We start from the raw sequence: 16,806 nt of genomic DNA on the forward strand, positions 1-16,806 counted from the left end.
ATGCATTAATCCTCGGGTCAGGCCCGGGGATGACGGTGGGGAGGGTGTGAGCCCGCCCGATCGAACGGTGCGGCCTGCGGTACCGTTTCTGCGTCACCCCGCTTCTCTTCTTTCGTCATACTCGGGCTTGACCCGAGGATCCAAGCTCCAAGTACCGACGAGGACCTGGCCCCATGACTGCCACTGCCTATGAGCGCGCGGAACGCCGCAAGGCCCGGGCCTTTGCCCTGCCGGCGCTGCTCTGGACGGGTTTTTTCTTCCTCGTGCCCTTCGCTTATATGGTGGCGCTCAGCTTCTGGACGCGGCAGGGGCGCGAGATTGTCGCCACCTGGACGCTCGACAACTACATCGCCTTCTTCGGGAAGGCGCACCTCTTCAAAGGCCTCGTCGTCTCGCTGGAGATCACCGCGGTCGTCACCGTCATCTCCATCGTCCTCGCCTACCCGCTCGCCTGGATCATCGCCGAGCGCGTGCCGAAAAAATGGCAGCGCTTCGCCCTCGTCATGGCGATCCTGCCGTTCTGGACGTCCTATGTGGTGCGCTCCTATTCCTGGCTGCTGGTTCTGTCCAAGGGCGGCGTCGTCAACCAGGCGCTGCTCTGGCTCGGCGTGATCGCCGAACCGCTGGAGCTTTCCGCCAACCGCACCGGCACGGTCATCGGCTTCGTGCACTTCTTCGTCATGCTGCTGACGCTGACGATCTATGCCAACCTCATCCAGCTTTCGCCGAATTATCGGCGCGCGGCGGCTGATCTTGGGGCCAACGCGTTGCAAACCTTCTGGCATGTCGTGCTGCCTCTGACGCTGCCCGGCATTATGGTCGGCGCCTTCCTCACCTTCGTGCTGTGCATCGGCGACTACATCACACCGCAGATTCTCGGCGGCAACAACGAACTGGTCCTGCCGCAGGTCATCATGCTGCAACTCGGACGGCGCGCTGATTTCCCCATGGCGGCCGCGATGTCGCTGGTGCTGATGGCCGTCGTCACACTCGCCTATATCGCCTGCGCGCGCTGGCTGAAGATGGAGAGGACGTAACATGCGACACCTCACCACGACGCTGGCCGCCCTCTATGCCGGCCTGATCTACCTCTTCATCTTCCTGCCGGTTATCGTGCTGGTGCTGTTCTCCTTCCAGGACGGTACGCTTCCCGTGCCGCCGCTGAACGGACTGACGCTGCGCTGGTACGAGGCGATCTTTTCCGATGGCAAGCTGATGGCGGCCCTCGGCAATTCCCTGATCGTCGCGGTCCTCTCCTCGGCGGCCGCCTGCATCCTCGGCTTCCTCGCGGCCTACGCCTTCGCCCGCTATACGTTGCCGGCCTCAGGCTTGTTGCGCGGCCTTATCGTCGCGCCGATGACGGTCAGCACGCTGATCATCGGTCTTGGCCTGCTCTCGGTGCTGAACCTCACCGGCATGCGGCTTTCGCTCCTGACCGTCGGGATCGGTCATGTCGTGATCAACCTGCCGCTCTGCTTTGCCATCATCTATGCCTCCATGGGCGGGCATCAGGTGAATATCGAGCGGGCGGCGCGTGATCTTGGCGCAAAGGACTGGCAAGTCATGCTGCTCATTACCGCGCCCATGCTGCTGCCGTCGATCCTCGCCGCCTTCTTCCTCTCCGTCACCTTCAGCTGGGACGAGTTCATCGTCGCCTTCCTGTTGTCGCGCTTCGACGTCACGCTGCCGGTCGAGATCTGGAGCATGCTGCGCTCCGGTCTCGATCCCGGGACCAATGCCATCGGCAGCGTCGTCTTCCTCATCTCGGTCGCGTTCCTCATCCTCATGGAGCTCACCGTCTTCCGCAAAACCGGGAAATCCTCATGACCGCCGACGTTTCCATTCGTAACGCCACCAAGGTCTTCGGTGCATTCCGGGCGCTCGACGATGTCTCGCTCGATATAGCCGCCGGCGAGTTCATCGTTCTGCTCGGCCCTTCCGGCTGCGGCAAGACGACCCTGCTTTCCATCCTCGGCGGCTTCATCGAACCGACCTCTGGCACGATCGCGATCGGCGGGCGTGACATGACCCATGTCTCCCCCGCCAAGCGGCCCACCACGACCATGTTCCAGGACTATGCGCTCTTCCCGCATATGTGCCTGCGCGACAATGTCGGCTTCGGCCTGCGTATGCGCGGCATGGGCAAGGCGGAACGATACGAGAAGGCGTTTTCGCTGCTCGATCTCGTTGGCCTGAAGGCATCATCCGCCAAGAAGCCGCACGAGCTTTCCGGCGGCCAGCGACAGCGCGTGGCGCTTGCCCGCGCGCTTGCCGTCGATCCGGACGTGCTGCTGCTCGACGAGCCGCTCGGCGCACTCGACCTCAAGCTTCGCCGGCAGATGCAGGATGAGCTGAAGGCGATCCAGAAGCGTGTCGGCACGACCTTCGTGCATGTCACCCACGACCAGGAAGAGGCGATGGCGATCGCCGACCGCATCGTGGTGATGAACAAGGGCCGCATCGAGGATGTCGGCACCCCCGCCTCGATCTATATGCGTCCGCGCTCATTGTTTTCCGCGGGCTTCATGGGTGAGGTAAACCTCCTGCCGGCGAAGATCTGCGGCACGGCGGCAAACGAGACGGAAGTGGAAACCGTGCTCGGCCGCGTCGCCCTCCCCGCCTCCGCCTTCGTGTCCGGGTTTCCCGTTGCGGGCCGCGACGTCACGCTCTGCATCCGCCCGGAGCATTTCCGCAGCGCCAATGCAGCAACCCCGACCGTTTCGCTCGGTCGCGGCCGCATCACCGGCAGCGCCTTCTTCGGCACGCATCATCGCTGCCATGTCGCGGCGGACGGCTTGGCGCTGACGGCACACCTGCCGCAAACAGAGATGCCGGAAGTCGGCGCAGAGCTTGACCTTCGGCTGAAGGCGGATAGCATCGTCGTGCTTCAGGACGGAGCGGGAGTGGGACAATAATGCAGCGCATCCGCCCGGAGGATTGGTACAGCGTGCGTCGCCTTGACGACGACGTGACGTCTATTTCCGAGCCCTACATCCAGGAATTCTATCGCTGCAATGTCTGGCATATCCGCGGAAGTGAGCGCGACATGCTGGTGGATAGCGGCATGGGTGTGGTTTCCCTGCGCGAATGGGTGCCGCTTGTGACGGAGCGTGACCTGATCGCGGTGGCGAGCCACACGCATTTCGACCATATCGGCTGCCACCATGAGTTCAAGTGCCGCGCCGTGCATTCGGCAGAGGCCGATCTTCTCGCCAACCCGACACGGGAAAACACGCTCGCCGACCCTTATGTCACCGACGACATCTTCGACGCGCTGCCCCCCGAGCCCTATTGCTCGAAATGTTATGCGGTGAAACGAGCCCCGGCGACGCGTATCCTCGAAGACGGTGACGTCATCGACCTCGGCGACCGCCAGTTCGAGGTCATCCACACGCCGGGCCACTCCCCGGGGGGTATTGCGCTCTACGAAAAGGCAACAGAAATTCTCTTCTCCGGCGACATCGTCTACGATGGACCGTTGATCGAGGACACCTACCATTCCAACCTGGCGGATTACATCGCCTCGATGGAGCGGCTCGTGACCCTGCCGGTGCGGCTGGTCCATGGCGGCCATTTCCCAAGCTTCGGCGGGGAACTATACCGCCAGCTCATCAAGGGCTGGCTCGATGAAAAACAGAAGAACTGACGGGAGACCAGAATGCTCGACAAGCGCAAATTCTACATCGATGGCCAGTGGGTCGATCCGCTGAAGCCCAATGACCTCCCGGTGATCAATCCGGCGACGGAAAAGCCGATCGCGGTCATCTCCATGGGCACCGCCGCCGATATCGATCGCGCCGTCGCCGCTGCCAAAAGGGCCTTTGCGACCTACAGCCAGACCAGCGTCGAAGAACGCCTGGCACTGCTCGAAAAGTTGCTGGAAATCTACAAGCGCCGCTATGAGGAAATGGCACGCACCATCACGCTGGAACTCGGCGCGCCGATCTCCATGAGCACCGAGCAGCAGGCGGATGTCGGCGTCGGCCACCTCCAGGGCTTCATCGACGGACTGAAGCGCCTGAAGGCCCGCGAAGTGCTTCCGAACGGCGACGTCGTGCGCCGCGAGCCGATCGGTGTTTGCGGTCTCATCACGCCCTGGAACTGGCCGATCAACCAGATCGCGCTGAAGGTCGTGCCGGCGCTGGCGACGGGCAGCACCTGCGTGCTGAAGCCCTCGGAATTCACCCCGCTCAATGCATTGCTCTATGCGGAGATGGTGCACGAGGCGGGCTTCCCGGCGGGTACGTTCAACCTTGTCAACGGCGACGGCCTGGAATGCGGTGCAGCCCTTTCCAAGCACAAGGACGTCGACATGATGTCCTTTACCGGCTCCACCCGCGCCGGTATCGCCGTCAGCAAGGATGCGGCCGAGACTGTCAAGCGCGTGACGCTGGAGCTCGGCGGCAAGTCGCCGAACCTCGTCTTCGCCGATGCCGACCTCGAAGATCGCGTCGCCGGCAGCGTGCGCGAATGCTTCAACAATTCAGGCCAGTCCTGCGATGCGCCGACGCGCATGCTCGTCGAGCGCTCGGTCTATGACAAGGTCGTCGAAATCGCCGAACGCACCGGTAAGGAAGCTAAGGTCGGCAATCCGGAAGAGGCCGGCGAACACATCGGCCCGCTCGTCTCGCACGTCCAGTTCGGCCGCGTTCAGGCGCTGATCGAGGCAGGTGTGGCGGAAGGCGCACGCGTCCTGGTCGGCGGCCCCGGCAAGCCGGAGGGTTTCGAGACCGGCTACTTCGTCAAGCCGACGATCTTCGCCGACGTCAACAACAACATGCGCATCGCTCGTGAAGAGGTGTTCGGCCCCGTACTCGCGATCATCCCCTTCGACACCGAAGAGGAAGCAATCGCGATCGCCAACGACACCGCCTATGGCCTTGCCGCCTATCTCCAGACCGGCAATCCCGACCGCGCGGAACGCGTCGCCGCAAAGCTGCGTGCCGGCATGGTGCACATCAATGGCGGACCGCACCGGTATGGCAGCCCGTTCGGCGGCTACAAGCAGTCCGGCAACGGCCGTGAAGGCGGCATGTTCGGGCTGGAAGACTTCCTTGAAGTGAAGACCGTTCACCGCCCCGACGCGGCCTGACGGCCGTCTTGCCATAGAATCGGAGCGGCGCTCGAAGGGACGCCGCTCTTCTTATGTGTTCAATGGACTTTCGCTAAATTAGCCTGACCCGGCTGGTTCAAATCACCCCGGTCTGATAGCCCGCTGCTTTCCCGACCATCGGACTGTCACCTTGTCCCAGATTACCCGCTCCCAGCACGCCCGCTTTGCTCTCATCGCTCTCCTGATCGGTGGTGCGGCCATTGGCGGGTCGCCTATTTTCGTCCGCTTGTCCGAAGTAGGGCCGCTGGCGACGGGCTTCTGGCGTGTCTCGCTGGCGCTGCTGCCCTTCTTGCTGATCTCACGTGTCACGAAGGAGGCGGACGAGCGGCCTTCTGGGCTGCGGGACTACGTCGTCCTGCTCCTTCCGGGCGCTTTCCTCGCCATCGACCTTGTCGCATGGCACCTCTCGCTGCACATGACCTCGGTCGCCAACGCGACATTGCTCGCCAATCTGGCGCCGGTCTTCGTGACGCTCGGCTCCTGGCTGGTTTTCCGCACACGCATCACCCCCATATTCCTGACGGGGCTCGCGCTGGCGCTGGCCGGCATCGTCGTCCTGAAGGGCGGACCGGCGGCCATTGGCGGCGGGCAGCTTGCGGGCGACGCGACGGCCATCGTCGCCGCCATATTCTACGCCTGCTACATGCTGGCGATCGGCCATGTCCGGTCGCGCTTCTCGACACTGCGCATCATGGTGTGGACGACGTTTTCGGCTGCCATCTGCATGCTGCCCATTGCCTTGTTCTTCGAAGGCAGCCTGATGCCGGTCACGCTCTTCGGCTGGGCAATGGTCGTCGGCCTCGCCTTTATCAGCCATGTCAGCGGTCAGGGGCTCGTTACCTACGCGCTGGCCTATCTACCGACCGCCTTTTCCTCCTTGACCTTGCTATTGCAGCCCGTCGTCGCCGCAATCCTTGCCTGGCTCGTGCTTTCCGAACCGGTCGGCATGATGCAGGCCGTGGGCGGGTTGATCGTGCTTGCGGGCATTCTTGTCGCGCGGCGCGGATGACATTTCTCCACCGATATTCCGCGCCTGCGGGCCGCCGGCGTGAGGTTGGTATCTGGAATTTGCATCCCTGAACAATAGGCCTGCTATTTCCGGTAACCACGCGATGGTTGTCGCTATTGCGGCCTACACCCGCAATCTATAGCATTTCGACGGAAGTTGGTGTGAGGCAAAGCCGTGGCCGGCGCGGCCCCGTGCTTCCACGCTTCGGGGGATGTCATGATTTATGCTGCCTATTCTGGGGCGGAAGGATCGCGACCAGACACCATCGCGTGCCGCGGCCAACTCGCGCGGATAAGACAGAGCGCTGCCTTCGATGCAACCGAACGCGAGTGCCGCTTGCTCGAATATGTGGTCGAGGAGACACTGGCGGGCCGGGGCAATCGTATAAAGGCCTATAGCATAGCGCTCGAGGTGTTCGGGCGAAGCGATGCCTTCGATCCACAGGCTGATCCCATTGTACGCATTGCCGCCAGCCACCTCCGCCGTGCCCTGGAGCGATACTACCTGACGTCCGGCAAAGCCGATCCGATCGTCATCGGCATTCCCAAGGGCAGTTACGTTCCGAGCTTCTCCATAAAAAGCATACCGAACGATGGGCAGCCCAATGTAGACGAGCAGCGATGCGCGAATGGAGGCACACTCGAACGATGCGCCGGGTCGCCTATGCGCCCTCCGCCGGGAGCGCAGGATGTTCGCGCTCAGCTACAGCGTCTCGATTCAAGCCTCGAATTTCCCAAAACGGGACGAGTGGGCCTTTTCCTGACCTATATCGTCGAAGAAACGCTGGCCGGGCGCGAAGCGCGAATTAAAGGGCATTCCATCGCGATCGAGGTGTTCAAGCGATCGGAGAGTTTCTCGCAGGACGATCCCGTCGTGCGGATCGAAGCGGGCAGGCTACGGCGCGCACTGGAACGCTATTATCTGGTTGCCGGGCAGAACGATCCTGTAAGGATCAACGTGCCGAAAGGCGGATATGTTCCAGTCTTTTCCTGGCACAACGAGAGTTCGGAGGCACCGCCCCGCAACCAGCTCCGGCCGTTTGAACGCGCCGGCCCGACCACTGGCGCGCTCTGGCAGGGCAGAAGCCGATTGCTGTTTGCGATTGTTGCCATCGCCGGCCTGGGCGCCTCCGCCCACGGGATCAGCCGCTGGACGATAGAGGACACAGCGATCCAGCAGGCTGATATGCTGGGGGTTGGACTCCCAACGCTCATAATCGCCCCCTTTGCCAACCTCGGCAACGGTCCCGACGCCCAAATCCATACAAACGGCTTGACAGAAGAACTGCTGACCGCTCTCCCCCGGTTCAAGGAGATAAGGGTGCTCAGCCGCGAAACGTCCCAATCCCTGCCGTCGGATGTCGGCATGTCGCAGGCTCGGGATGGCGGTGCTGCGCCCTATCTGCTCTCCGGTGGCGTGCAGACGACCGGCAGCCGCATCCGGGTGACGGCAAGGCTTCTTGATACCAGCAATGGTGCAATCCTGTGGTCGAAGGACTATGAGAATGACCTGCGCTCCCGCGACCTCTTCGCCATACAGACCGACGTGGCAAACAAGGTGGCGGCGACCATCGCGCAGCCATACGGCATTATTGCCCAGGCAAGTAACACCAAACTGCCGCCCGATGATCTTGGGGTCTATGCCTGCACCTTGAACTTCTACACATATCGCAAGGCGTTGAGCGCGGAGCGTCATGCAGACGTTCGTAACTGTCTGGAGGGGGCTGTCGCACGCTATCCTGGATACGCCACTGCCTGGGCAATCCTTTCCGTTCTCTATCTCGATGAGGAGCGGTTTGGGTTCAATCCGAAATCCGATGACGCTGCACCTCTGCAACGAGCACTTCAGGCAGCACGCTCCGCCATCCAGCTGGACCCCGCCAACGTTCGTGGCCTTCAGGCGCTGATGACGGCGCTGTTCTTCGATCGGCAAGTAGCCGAGGCGATACGGGTCGGAGAACAGGCACTGGCGGCAAATCCGAACGATACGGAACTGATCGGGGAATTCGGAACCAGGCTGGCCATCGCTGGGCAATGGGACCGAGGTGCGGCACTTCTGGATCAGGCGCTTGCCCTCAACCCGGGCGGGGACGGACATTATCACGGAACCCGCGTGCTCGCGGCCCATATGCTTGGTGACTCTCAGGCGGCAGTCTTCGGCGCCGGACTGCGGGAGGACGCGCGACAGGCAAGCAAGACATTCACTCGGATGCGGCCGGATTTCCTCCGGAACATTGCGGCGGAGCTCAAGATAGGAAAGATCCCGTCAAAGGATCAGGTCAGTCTGCTCTCAGTGTTTCGCAAAGCGGGAATGCCCGTATCCGGCAGCGTCGCTCCCGTCAGGGGTTCAGCAGCAGCCGTTTTTTCTTCTCCTTGACGGACAAGATGCGACACGCCACTTCCTTCGCTCAGAGCTGTTCGTGATGCGGCCGCGGTATACCTAGACCGCCAGGCCGGCAGAGCGGCTGCCATTTTGAGGTGAAGGTTTTGAAGGCTCCGGTCATCATCACGGCGCGGATCGAGCAGGCAGACCTCCTTCCGTTCGACGCGCTTCGCAGCCGGCATTTCCCAGCCAAACGCAATTTTCTGCGCGCCCACCTCACGATGTTTCATAAATTACCCTGCGAAGAGGTTGAAAACATTCGTGCATGCGTTCGCACCGAGGCAGCCGGGCACCGGCCGATCCTGGCGGAAGTCAGTGCCGTCCGTCATCTCGGTGCGGGAACCGCTTTCACGATCACATCCCCGGAATTGATGGAAATTCGGTCAAATCTCCGGGCGCATCTTTTGCCGACGCTCGGCCCACAGGACCGTCAGACGTGGCGGCCGCACATCACCGTGCAGAACGGCGTGCCCCACACCCAGGCCGATGTGCTCTTCGAGATGCTGTCGGAGGACTTCGTTCCCTGCCAGATCAGGATCATCGGCATCGATATCTGGCAGTATCTCGACGGGCCATGGGCGCCGCTTGAATCGTGCCTGTTTTCTGCGCGCAGCTGATTAGCCGGCTCTTTACTTCCACTCGAAGGCCCGCACCCCGCGGTACGGCCGCTCGGCAACAAGGGCGGATGGATCGTCGTTCGCCGACACATAGGCCAATGCGTCCGCTTCATCGTTGAAACCGATAAACACCATGAGCATGGACCTGGCCTTGGACTGGCCCTTCTTGCGATAGGAAAAATTGACCGCGCAATGCGGATATTGTCCATCCAACGCGCGCGCCTGCGTCCCGTTACCAGTCAGGGCCACGAACTGGCCAAGAGCGAAAAAACGGTCGATCGCCGCAAAGGACGCCGCCTGTGAAATCTGCTGGTTGGCGGCGGTCTCAGCGGAACGGCCATAATAGAGGCTGTCCGTCTGACCTTTGCGCCGTTTCGTCTCGTAGACGACAAGGCCGCCGGCGGCCGCCAGTTCGAGGCGTGTGTCAAAACTCTGGAAGAGGTCGGGATGCCGATCCAGCTCGGAAAACAGCGCCCTCAAGTCCGCGACGTAATCAGCATACAATCCAACGCTCATGAAACCTCGCCCGCAGCCCTTCGATCAAAGCGCGACTGCCTAGCACGCGCGCGGCGCGCGGCAAACTGCTTTCCAAGCCCGGGCTCTTCTAGTCGACGGTGCCGGAAAGAAAGATGGCGCCCTTGGAAGTAACCACGTTGCCGCCCACCTGATCCCCGGGAAAGACATCGTGTCGTTCTTGTCGACGAGGGGCCACCGATGCCAACGCGTAGATGTAGCTTGCTTTCCCCATCCACACCTCGATGACGCCGATGTCGAAGACGCCGATCAGACAGGATATCAACAAGAGACGACCGCGTCGCGCAAACTATCTGCCCGCCCGGGCGCTCGTTTCAACACTTATAGCCGGGCGCTGACCGGGCCTTCGCAATAGGACTTGGGCCCGATGGCGTTATACAATCCATTTTCTCCTGAAACAGCCGTAAGTACACGGCCGATAGAGATAAAATGCGGAAGTCGCCTCCACGCGCGCCGCCGGCAGCATCGCCATGGGGTTGCTGCAATCACCCCGAGCAGTTGGGCATCCAAATCCGGCAGGCTGCTATGGGCAGACGAGACACAACTCGCTCAATTTGGAGGCTGCATACACAGGAAATTTTATCATCTACGAATGTCTTGCGAATAACGTGCAACAGCTATAGGTTTTCTCCGCGGCAATCAGCTGTAGAATCGTCGAGGATAAGTTATGGCCACTGGCACAGTTAAGTTTTTCAATGGAGAAAAGGGTTTCGGGTTCATCACGCCTGAAAACGGAGGAACGGACGTGTTCGTACACGTATCCGCGCTTCAGGGCGGTTCGCTGAGCGAAGGCCAGCGCGTAAGCTACGACGTCGGCCAGGATCGCAAGACCGGCAAGTCGAAAGCCGAAAACGTTCGCGTTCTCTGATGTACCGTCGGGTCTGGATCGACCGCATCGCGAAACTCGATCCACCTGAGCCAGCTGGCAAATAAGTATTGTGTGGACGCGGGGCTAAGGCCACGCGTCCACACCACCGGTCTCAAGCGAGACTATACCACCTCAAAAGCGCATAGACGTTGAACGCCTTGCTTCAAATCGTCTTCGGACTGCTTTTGAGATATCCCCTGAGTAAATCATATTCGGAAACGACCTAGCCCCGTCTGGCTTGTTAGGTCGAAAGGTCGTTGACACCTTCCGGCCGGCGCCGGCTTATTCGGGCGAGCGATCATCAAGTCACGTTGCCGTGGTCGACGCGCCGCGCCTCCAACGCTTCGCAATCGAAGCGTGAAAGGCACAGCTCCGGGACGGCCGCCATATCTCGTCAAAACCGGGAACGACCTTTTTGCGCTCCAATCGAGATCGAATGGGGTACTCTAGCGAATCCGTTCCTATGTTGGCGCGGTCATCTCTGTTTGGGTTTCCAAACCGGTATCGGAGTGCGGCATGGGAAATATGAGGGACGGTCGGCGGACGACCGCAACCCTACTGGCCATCGGTCTGGGGCTCGTGCCCGCTGCTGCAAGCGCCCAGGATCCGATGCTCCTGATCGACGAGCCTGGCCTGGAAGTGCGGCTACACTTTCAGGCGGGCGTCAATGTGGTGGCTGAGCAGAACCTGTTCTGGAACTTCGCCGATACCTTCGCACCGGAGGCCAATTTCGACAGCGATACGCGATGGCTCGAAGGGTATTTGATGCCCGGCATCAGCTTCACCGCGGATGCCGGCGACCTGCTGGCAATCTACGGAAAACTGTCCTTCGTCGCGTCGGGTACCCTTGGCACGGATGCCTTCGACGCGGGCGGCACAGGTGCCATCACGCTGGAAGACGGCTATCTCGGCCTGCGCTCCACGGCGGAAACCGGCCCTTTCTTCGATATTTCCCTCGGGCCGCGCCCGTTCAAGGCCGGAACAGGCATGCTCATCGCCAATGGCGGGTCGAGCGGCTTCGAACGCGGCGCCCTGAAGCTCGGGCCCCGCACGGCATGGGAACAGACGGCCCTCCTGCGGTTCGGCCAGGACGACGTGACCGCGACGGCCTTTTTCATCGACGCGAACGAACTCTCCGACACGGACAGCGGAACGAAGATCGCCGGAGGCGACCTGCGCTATGAGACGGACGATGGACAGTATGGCGGCCTCACGATCGGGCATGTCCTGGAATCCAACTCGCCCTATCCGCGGGCTGCGGACGGCGGTATCGGCCCGCCGGTGATCATGCCGGGTGCGCGCGACGGGTTGAGCTTCGTCAACGCCTATGGCCGGACCCAGCCCTTCGATGGGGCGATGGCGGGGTTTTTCATCGGGGGCGACCTCGCCTACCAGTGGAATCCTGAGATCGACCTGCAGGCATGGGGCGGCCGCATCCAGATCGGCTATGTATTCGAGGAACTGTCCTGGGCGCCGACGATCGCCTACAGCTACCAGACCTTCTCCGGCGACGATCCTTCGACCTCACGCGTGGAGCGCTTCGACCCCCTGTACTATGAAGGCAATCCCAATGCCTGGTCGACGGGCACAAAGTCGTCCATGATGTTCCTCAATTCGAACGTCAACGCGCACCAGCTCAGCCTGCAGGTGAGGCCGACGGAGGCCGACACCTGGACGCTGCGCTATGCGCATATCCGCGCCAATGAACTGAACAGCCCGATCCAGTTCGGCCAGGGCACGCGCCTCGACATCATCGACGGTACACCCACCCCGATCGCCGGCGTGGGCGATTACCACCTCGCGGACGACGTCTATCTCGAATATTCGCGCGTCATCAATCCCAACACCTTTCTGACGGCCGGCGTCAGCATTTCCATTCCCGGCAAGGGCATGGATTCCCTGACCAAGGAAAATTCGCCGAACTGGCTTGGAGGCTTCGTCAATGTCATCGTCAATTTCTAAAACCCTGTCGGTCGCGCTCGCGGTCGCCCTGCCGGTTCTGGCATTGCCACACGGCGCCTCGGGCCAGGACGCCGCCCCGCTTTCGGCGGAGCAGTCAGACCCTCGCACCCTCGGCTGGATGCAGGGCTTTCCACCCTCGGCAGACAAGATCATCCGCTTTTCGGACAGCGACTATTTCAGCTTCCCGAAATCGCGCTGGACGGTCTGCCATTTCCGCCAGCTGATGCCGACGACCAATGTGAGCCGCGGCCTCGGCGCGCCGACGATGCTCGAACGGAAGATCGATCCCGCCATCGACGGCGTCACCTTCCGCCCGACCGGCGCCGACCAGGACATGACCTGGCTGCAATCGCTCTCGGCCAATTACACGGACGGCATCGTGGTGCTGCACAAGGGCGTGCTCGTCTATGAGCACTATTCCGGTTGCCTCACGGAGGCGGGGCAGCACGGCGCCATGTCGGTGACGAAATCGCTGACTGGCCTTCTCGGCGAAGTTCTGGTTGCCGAAGGCGCGCTCGACGACAAGGTCAAGGTCGCGACCGTCGTTCCCGAACTTGCGCAAAGCGCCTTCGGCGACGCGACGATACGGCAAGTGCTCGATATGACGACGGGCCTGCGCTACAGCGAGGATTATGCCGACCCCAATGCCGACGTGTGGATCTACTCGGCCGCCGGCAATCCCCTTCCCAAGCCCGAGGGTTACACCGGCCCCCGCAGCTATTTCGACTACCTGAAGACGGTGGTGAAGCAGGGCGAACACGGTCCGGCCTTCGGTTACAAGACGATCAACAGCGATGCGCTTGGCTGGATCATCGCACGCATCTCGGGAAAATCGGTGGCGGACCTGTTGTCGGAGCGGATCTGGAGCAAGATCGGCGCCGAGCAAGACGCCTACTACACAGTCGATTCCACCGGCACGCCCTTCGCAGGCGGCGGCCTGAACGCCGGCCTGCGCGACATGGCGCGCATCGGCCAGCTGCTGCTCGATGGCGGCATGGCAGGTGGCCAGCGCCTCATCCCGCAGAAGGCGATCGATAGCATCCGCGCCGGTGGCGACAAGGCGGCCTTCGAGAAGGGCGGCTACCCGGCGCTGAAGGGTTGGAGCTATCGCGCGATGTGGTGGATCACGCACAATGCAAACGGCGCCTTCATGGCGCGCGGCGTGCACGGCCAGGCGATCTACATCGACCCCACTGCCGAGATGGTCATCGCCCGCTTCTCCTCGCACCCCGTCGCCGGCAACGCCGCCAATGACCCGACATCGCTGCCGGCCTACGAGGCGGTGGCCCGCCACCTGATCGAGCAACCGACAACGCCGTGACGTCGGCCCGATCGGCAACACGTCGAACGGGCTGGTCCTGTCGGGATCGCGGATCCCGTGCTAGGTCTCCTTGAAAAGACAAGGGGAAAGAACGTGGCGGCAAGATCCGGCGCAGCGGGCGCCTATGTCGACCTGTGGCATTCGGGCCTCGCCGAGGCCGTGGCGGCGCTCGGGGAACCTGCATTTCCCGAGGCGCTGGAGCGTTCGCTTCGTCATCTTGTCTCCTTCGAGATGATGAACGGCTTTGCCTATGCCCCGGGCGGCAAGGCCTTCGACCTCGACAATGCGCGCATTGTCGGCGACCGCACCACCATCGTCGACCACTATCTCGCCGGCGCCTATATCCTTGACCCGTTCTACGATGCGGTGCGCTCCGGGCGCGACGGCGTGCTGGTCATGCGGCGCCTGGCACCGGATCGTTTTGCCGAGACGGAGTATTACCGCCGCCACTACCGGGCGACGGGCATCGTCGACGAGATCGGCTTCATCCTGAAGCTGCGCCATGCCGATGCGGTGCTCTCGCTCTCGCGCATGGGAGATGCGAGGCCCTTTTCCAACCGGGACATCACCCGACTGGAAAGCGCGGCGCCTCTCCTCAAGGCACTGGCGGAACGCCATTGGCGTGAGCGCTTCACCCTGCCGGGGGAAGACGAACGGGCGGCGCCGACGATCAGCCATCCCCTGCTTTCCAAACGGGAGCTGGAGATCGTGACCCTCATTCTCAAGGGTCATTCGAGCTACTCCATCGCCGCCACGCTTGGCCTTTCGCCCAACACCGTCAAGGTCCACCGCCGCCAGGCCTATGCCAAGCTCACCATTTCCAGCCAGGCGGAACTGTTTCATCTCTTCCTCAGCCGGCGCTAGGCAATTCCGGCAATCATTCCTGAAATTCCACTTCCGGCGGAGCAAGCTGGAAGAAGCGCGTAAGATAGGCAAGGTAACCGACACCGATCACCAGCCAGATGACGCCGAGAAGTTTGGCGTGGCCATCGAGGTTCCACAGCAGGAACAGGTCGCAGAGCGCCCCGGCCGCGGGAACCACGAGCCCTAGGACCGGGCCAAGCGGCCGGACGATGGCATTGCCCTTGAGATAGAGCGCAATGACCGAGACGTTGACGGCGGTGAAGGCGAGGAACGCACCAAAATTGATGAAGGAGGTGGAGGTCGTCACGTCCAGCGTCAGGGCCAAGAGGCCGACGATGCCGACGAAGACGAGGTTGAGCACGGGCGTGCGCCATTTCTCATGCAACTGGCCAAAGATGCTGGCCGGCAGCACGCCGTCACGGCCCATGGCGAAGAGCAGCCGGCCGACGCTTGCCTGCGCCGCGAGGCCGGAGGTGAACTGGGCGACCACAAGCGTTGCCAGAAACACGGTAACGAAGAGATCGCCGCCGATCATCAGCGCGATTTCCGAGGCGGCCGAATCCACCGCAGTGAATTCACCGCCCGGATGGGCAAGCTGCGTCATATAGGCGGAACCGGTGAAAATGAGCCCCCCGATGACCGCGATGATCATGATCGCCTTCGGCATGGTGCGCGTCGGATCGCGGGTTTCTTCTGTCAAGGTCGAGACGGCATCGAAGCCGAGGAACGAATAGGCCGCGATCGCCGCACCGGCGACGGAGGCGCTGAACGGCACCCCGGGTTCGAAGAACGGCCGCACAGAGGCGAGCCCGCCGACGCCGTTGAGCGCCACGACATAGCGCGCGGCAAGCGCAAGAAAGATGAACAGCACGGAAAGCTGAACCAGCATCAGCACGACATTCACCCGGTTGGCAAAGGCGATGCCGATGACGTTGACGGCCGTCGTCAGAACGATGAAGCCGACGATCCAGAGCCAGGCTGGCACCGCCGGGAAGGCGGCCGTCAGATAGGCCGCACCGATCAACCAGATGACCATGGGCAGGAAGAAGTAATCGAGCAGCACCGCCCAGCCGACGAGGAAGCCGGCGCCCGGATTCAACGATCTTCGCGCATAGCTATAGCCGGATCCGGCGACCGGATAGACTTTTGCCATGATGCCGTAGCTTGCCGCCGTCAGGAAAATCGCCAGCGCCGCGATGAAGTAGGCCATCGCCGTGGTTCCCTGGCTCGCCGATGCCAGGGCGCCGAACGTGCCGAACACGATCATCGGCGTCATATAGGCAAGGCCGAACAATACGACGGACCACAAGCCAAGGGTCCGGTCGAGTTTGATAGTCTGCGTCATGCTCCCCTCCTCCAAATAACGATGTGAAGGGTCAAGGAAGATAGCGGTGAAGCCAATAACCCCAGGGTACTATATGCTGTCACATGCTGCACCGATGCCGCTGAACAATCCAGCTCGGCGTCCATGCCGGCTGGCCGCGCAATGCCCCGGGGCTCATCTCGACCCCGGAGCCTCAGCCCCCGGCCGCTGTCACACGCATTTGACTTGATCCGCCAACACCGAACCGCCTTAATCCTCTCTTTCGCTCAGTCCCTTTTCATCTTCGACTGACGCCATATGTCTTTGACGATAAGCCCGCCCCCACTCGGCTCCTTTGGAAGGAAGCATGGACATGGTGACTTTCACGCTCAATGGAAAACAACGCAGTTTCGATGGGGATCCCGATACGCCACTTTTGTGGGTCATCCGGGATTTCGAGAAGTTGACAGGCACGAAATACGGGTGCGGCGTCGCACAGTGCGGGGCTTGCACCGTGCATCTCGACGGCATGCCGCGGCGCTCCTGCATCACGCCGATTGCGATGATCGATGGCTCGGACGTGGTGACGATCGAAGGAATTTCAGGCAAGGAGGCGCAAGCCGTCCAGACCGCCTGGACGGGGCTCGACGTGCCGCAATGCGGCTACTGTCAATCCGGCCAGATCATGTCGGCGGTGGCTCTCTTGCAGATGGTGCCCAAGCCGAGCGACGATGAGATCGACGGCGCCATGACCGGAAATCTCTGTCGATGCGCCACCTACCATCGCATTCGCGCGGCCATCCACAATGCCGCCAATTCGATGGAGGGTTGAG

General features: G+C 62.0%; 15 protein-coding genes. 13 read left to right on the forward strand and 2 right to left on the reverse strand.

Features of this window, described 5'->3' with window-relative positions:
• Window positions 1-173: 173 nt before the first annotated feature.
• From BSY16_RS28120 to BSY16_RS28155, 8 genes are all read left to right on the forward strand, one after another.
• Entirely contained in the window at window positions 174-1,037 is an 864-nt protein-coding gene (locus BSY16_RS28120; protein ID WP_069063058.1) for an ABC transporter permease, read from the forward strand.
• 1 nt (window position 1,038) lies between these two features.
• Window positions 1,039-1,827, forward strand: a complete 789-nt coding sequence (locus BSY16_RS28125; protein ID WP_069063059.1) for an ABC transporter permease — start codon at window positions 1,039-1,041, stop codon at window positions 1,825-1,827.
• Complete coding sequence (locus BSY16_RS33195) at window positions 1,824-2,915, forward strand: ABC transporter ATP-binding protein (protein ID WP_069063060.1); 1,092 nt, start codon at window positions 1,824-1,826, stop codon at window positions 2,913-2,915. The genes BSY16_RS28125 and BSY16_RS33195 overlap by 4 nt, the downstream gene beginning before the upstream one ends.
• The gene (locus BSY16_RS28135; protein ID WP_069063061.1) at window positions 2,915-3,646 is read left to right on the forward strand and encodes an MBL fold metallo-hydrolase; all 732 of its coding nucleotides are present in this window, start codon (window positions 2,915-2,917) and stop codon (window positions 3,644-3,646) included. The genes BSY16_RS33195 and BSY16_RS28135 overlap by 1 nt, the downstream gene beginning before the upstream one ends.
• Before the next feature lie 12 nt (window positions 3,647-3,658).
• Window positions 3,659-5,092, forward strand: a complete 1,434-nt coding sequence (locus BSY16_RS28140) for an aldehyde dehydrogenase family protein (RefSeq protein ID WP_069063062.1) — start codon at window positions 3,659-3,661, stop codon at window positions 5,090-5,092.
• A 151-nt stretch (window positions 5,093-5,243) separates the two neighbouring features.
• Window positions 5,244-6,122: a DMT family transporter gene (locus BSY16_RS28145; protein ID WP_069063063.1), complete on the forward strand. Its 879-nt coding sequence runs from the start codon at window positions 5,244-5,246 to the stop codon at window positions 6,120-6,122.
• Window positions 6,123-6,338: 216 nt separating this feature from the next.
• Window positions 6,339-8,498, forward strand: a complete 2,160-nt coding sequence (locus BSY16_RS28150; protein ID WP_069063756.1) for an adenylate cyclase — start codon at window positions 6,339-6,341, stop codon at window positions 8,496-8,498.
• A 110-nt stretch (window positions 8,499-8,608) separates the two neighbouring features.
• Window positions 8,609-9,121: a 2'-5' RNA ligase family protein gene (locus BSY16_RS28155; protein ID WP_083243244.1), complete on the forward strand. Its 513-nt coding sequence runs from the start codon at window positions 8,609-8,611 to the stop codon at window positions 9,119-9,121.
• Between the two features lie 12 nt (window positions 9,122-9,133).
• Here BSY16_RS28155 and BSY16_RS28160 read toward each other — a convergent pair whose 3' ends face one another.
• Entirely contained in the window at window positions 9,134-9,637 is a 504-nt protein-coding gene (locus tag BSY16_RS28160; protein ID WP_150130169.1) for a hypothetical protein, read from the reverse strand.
• Window positions 9,638-10,322: 685 nt separating this feature from the next.
• Here BSY16_RS28160 and BSY16_RS28170 point away from each other — a divergent pair.
• The 4 genes from BSY16_RS28170 (at window position 10,323) to BSY16_RS28185 (ending at window position 14,670) form a co-directional block, all read left to right on the forward strand.
• Complete coding sequence (locus BSY16_RS28170; RefSeq protein ID WP_069063067.1) at window positions 10,323-10,523, forward strand: cold-shock protein; 201 nt, start codon at window positions 10,323-10,325, stop codon at window positions 10,521-10,523.
• 516 nt (window positions 10,524-11,039) lie between these two features.
• Window positions 11,040-12,485 carry an alginate export family protein gene (locus BSY16_RS28175; RefSeq protein ID WP_069063068.1) on the forward strand — a complete coding sequence of 482 codons (1,446 nt, stop codon included), beginning with the start codon at window positions 11,040-11,042 and terminating at the stop codon, window positions 12,483-12,485.
• Window positions 12,466-13,806 (forward strand): serine hydrolase domain-containing protein, encoded by a 1,341-nt coding sequence (locus tag BSY16_RS28180; RefSeq protein WP_069063069.1) that lies wholly within the window; start codon window positions 12,466-12,468, stop codon window positions 13,804-13,806. The genes BSY16_RS28175 and BSY16_RS28180 overlap by 20 nt, the downstream gene beginning before the upstream one ends.
• 93 nt (window positions 13,807-13,899) lie before the next feature.
• Window positions 13,900-14,670, forward strand: a complete 771-nt coding sequence (locus BSY16_RS28185; RefSeq protein WP_286157274.1) for a helix-turn-helix transcriptional regulator — start codon at window positions 13,900-13,902, stop codon at window positions 14,668-14,670.
• Between the two features lie 13 nt (window positions 14,671-14,683).
• Here BSY16_RS28185 and BSY16_RS28190 read toward each other — a convergent pair whose 3' ends face one another.
• The gene (locus tag BSY16_RS28190) at window positions 14,684-16,015 is read right to left on the reverse strand and encodes an APC family permease (RefSeq protein WP_069063070.1); all 1,332 of its coding nucleotides are present in this window, start codon (window positions 16,013-16,015) and stop codon (window positions 14,684-14,686) included.
• Between the two features lie 331 nt (window positions 16,016-16,346).
• Here BSY16_RS28190 and BSY16_RS28195 point away from each other — a divergent pair, with 331 nt between their 5' ends.
• Complete coding sequence (locus BSY16_RS28195) at window positions 16,347-16,805, forward strand: (2Fe-2S)-binding protein (protein WP_069063758.1); 459 nt, start codon at window positions 16,347-16,349, stop codon at window positions 16,803-16,805.
• The last annotated feature ends 1 nt before the right edge of the window (window position 16,806 follow it).

It is taken from the genome of Sinorhizobium sp. RAC02 (assembly GCF_001713395.1).
Lineage (GTDB): Bacteria > Pseudomonadota > Alphaproteobacteria > Rhizobiales > Rhizobiaceae > Shinella.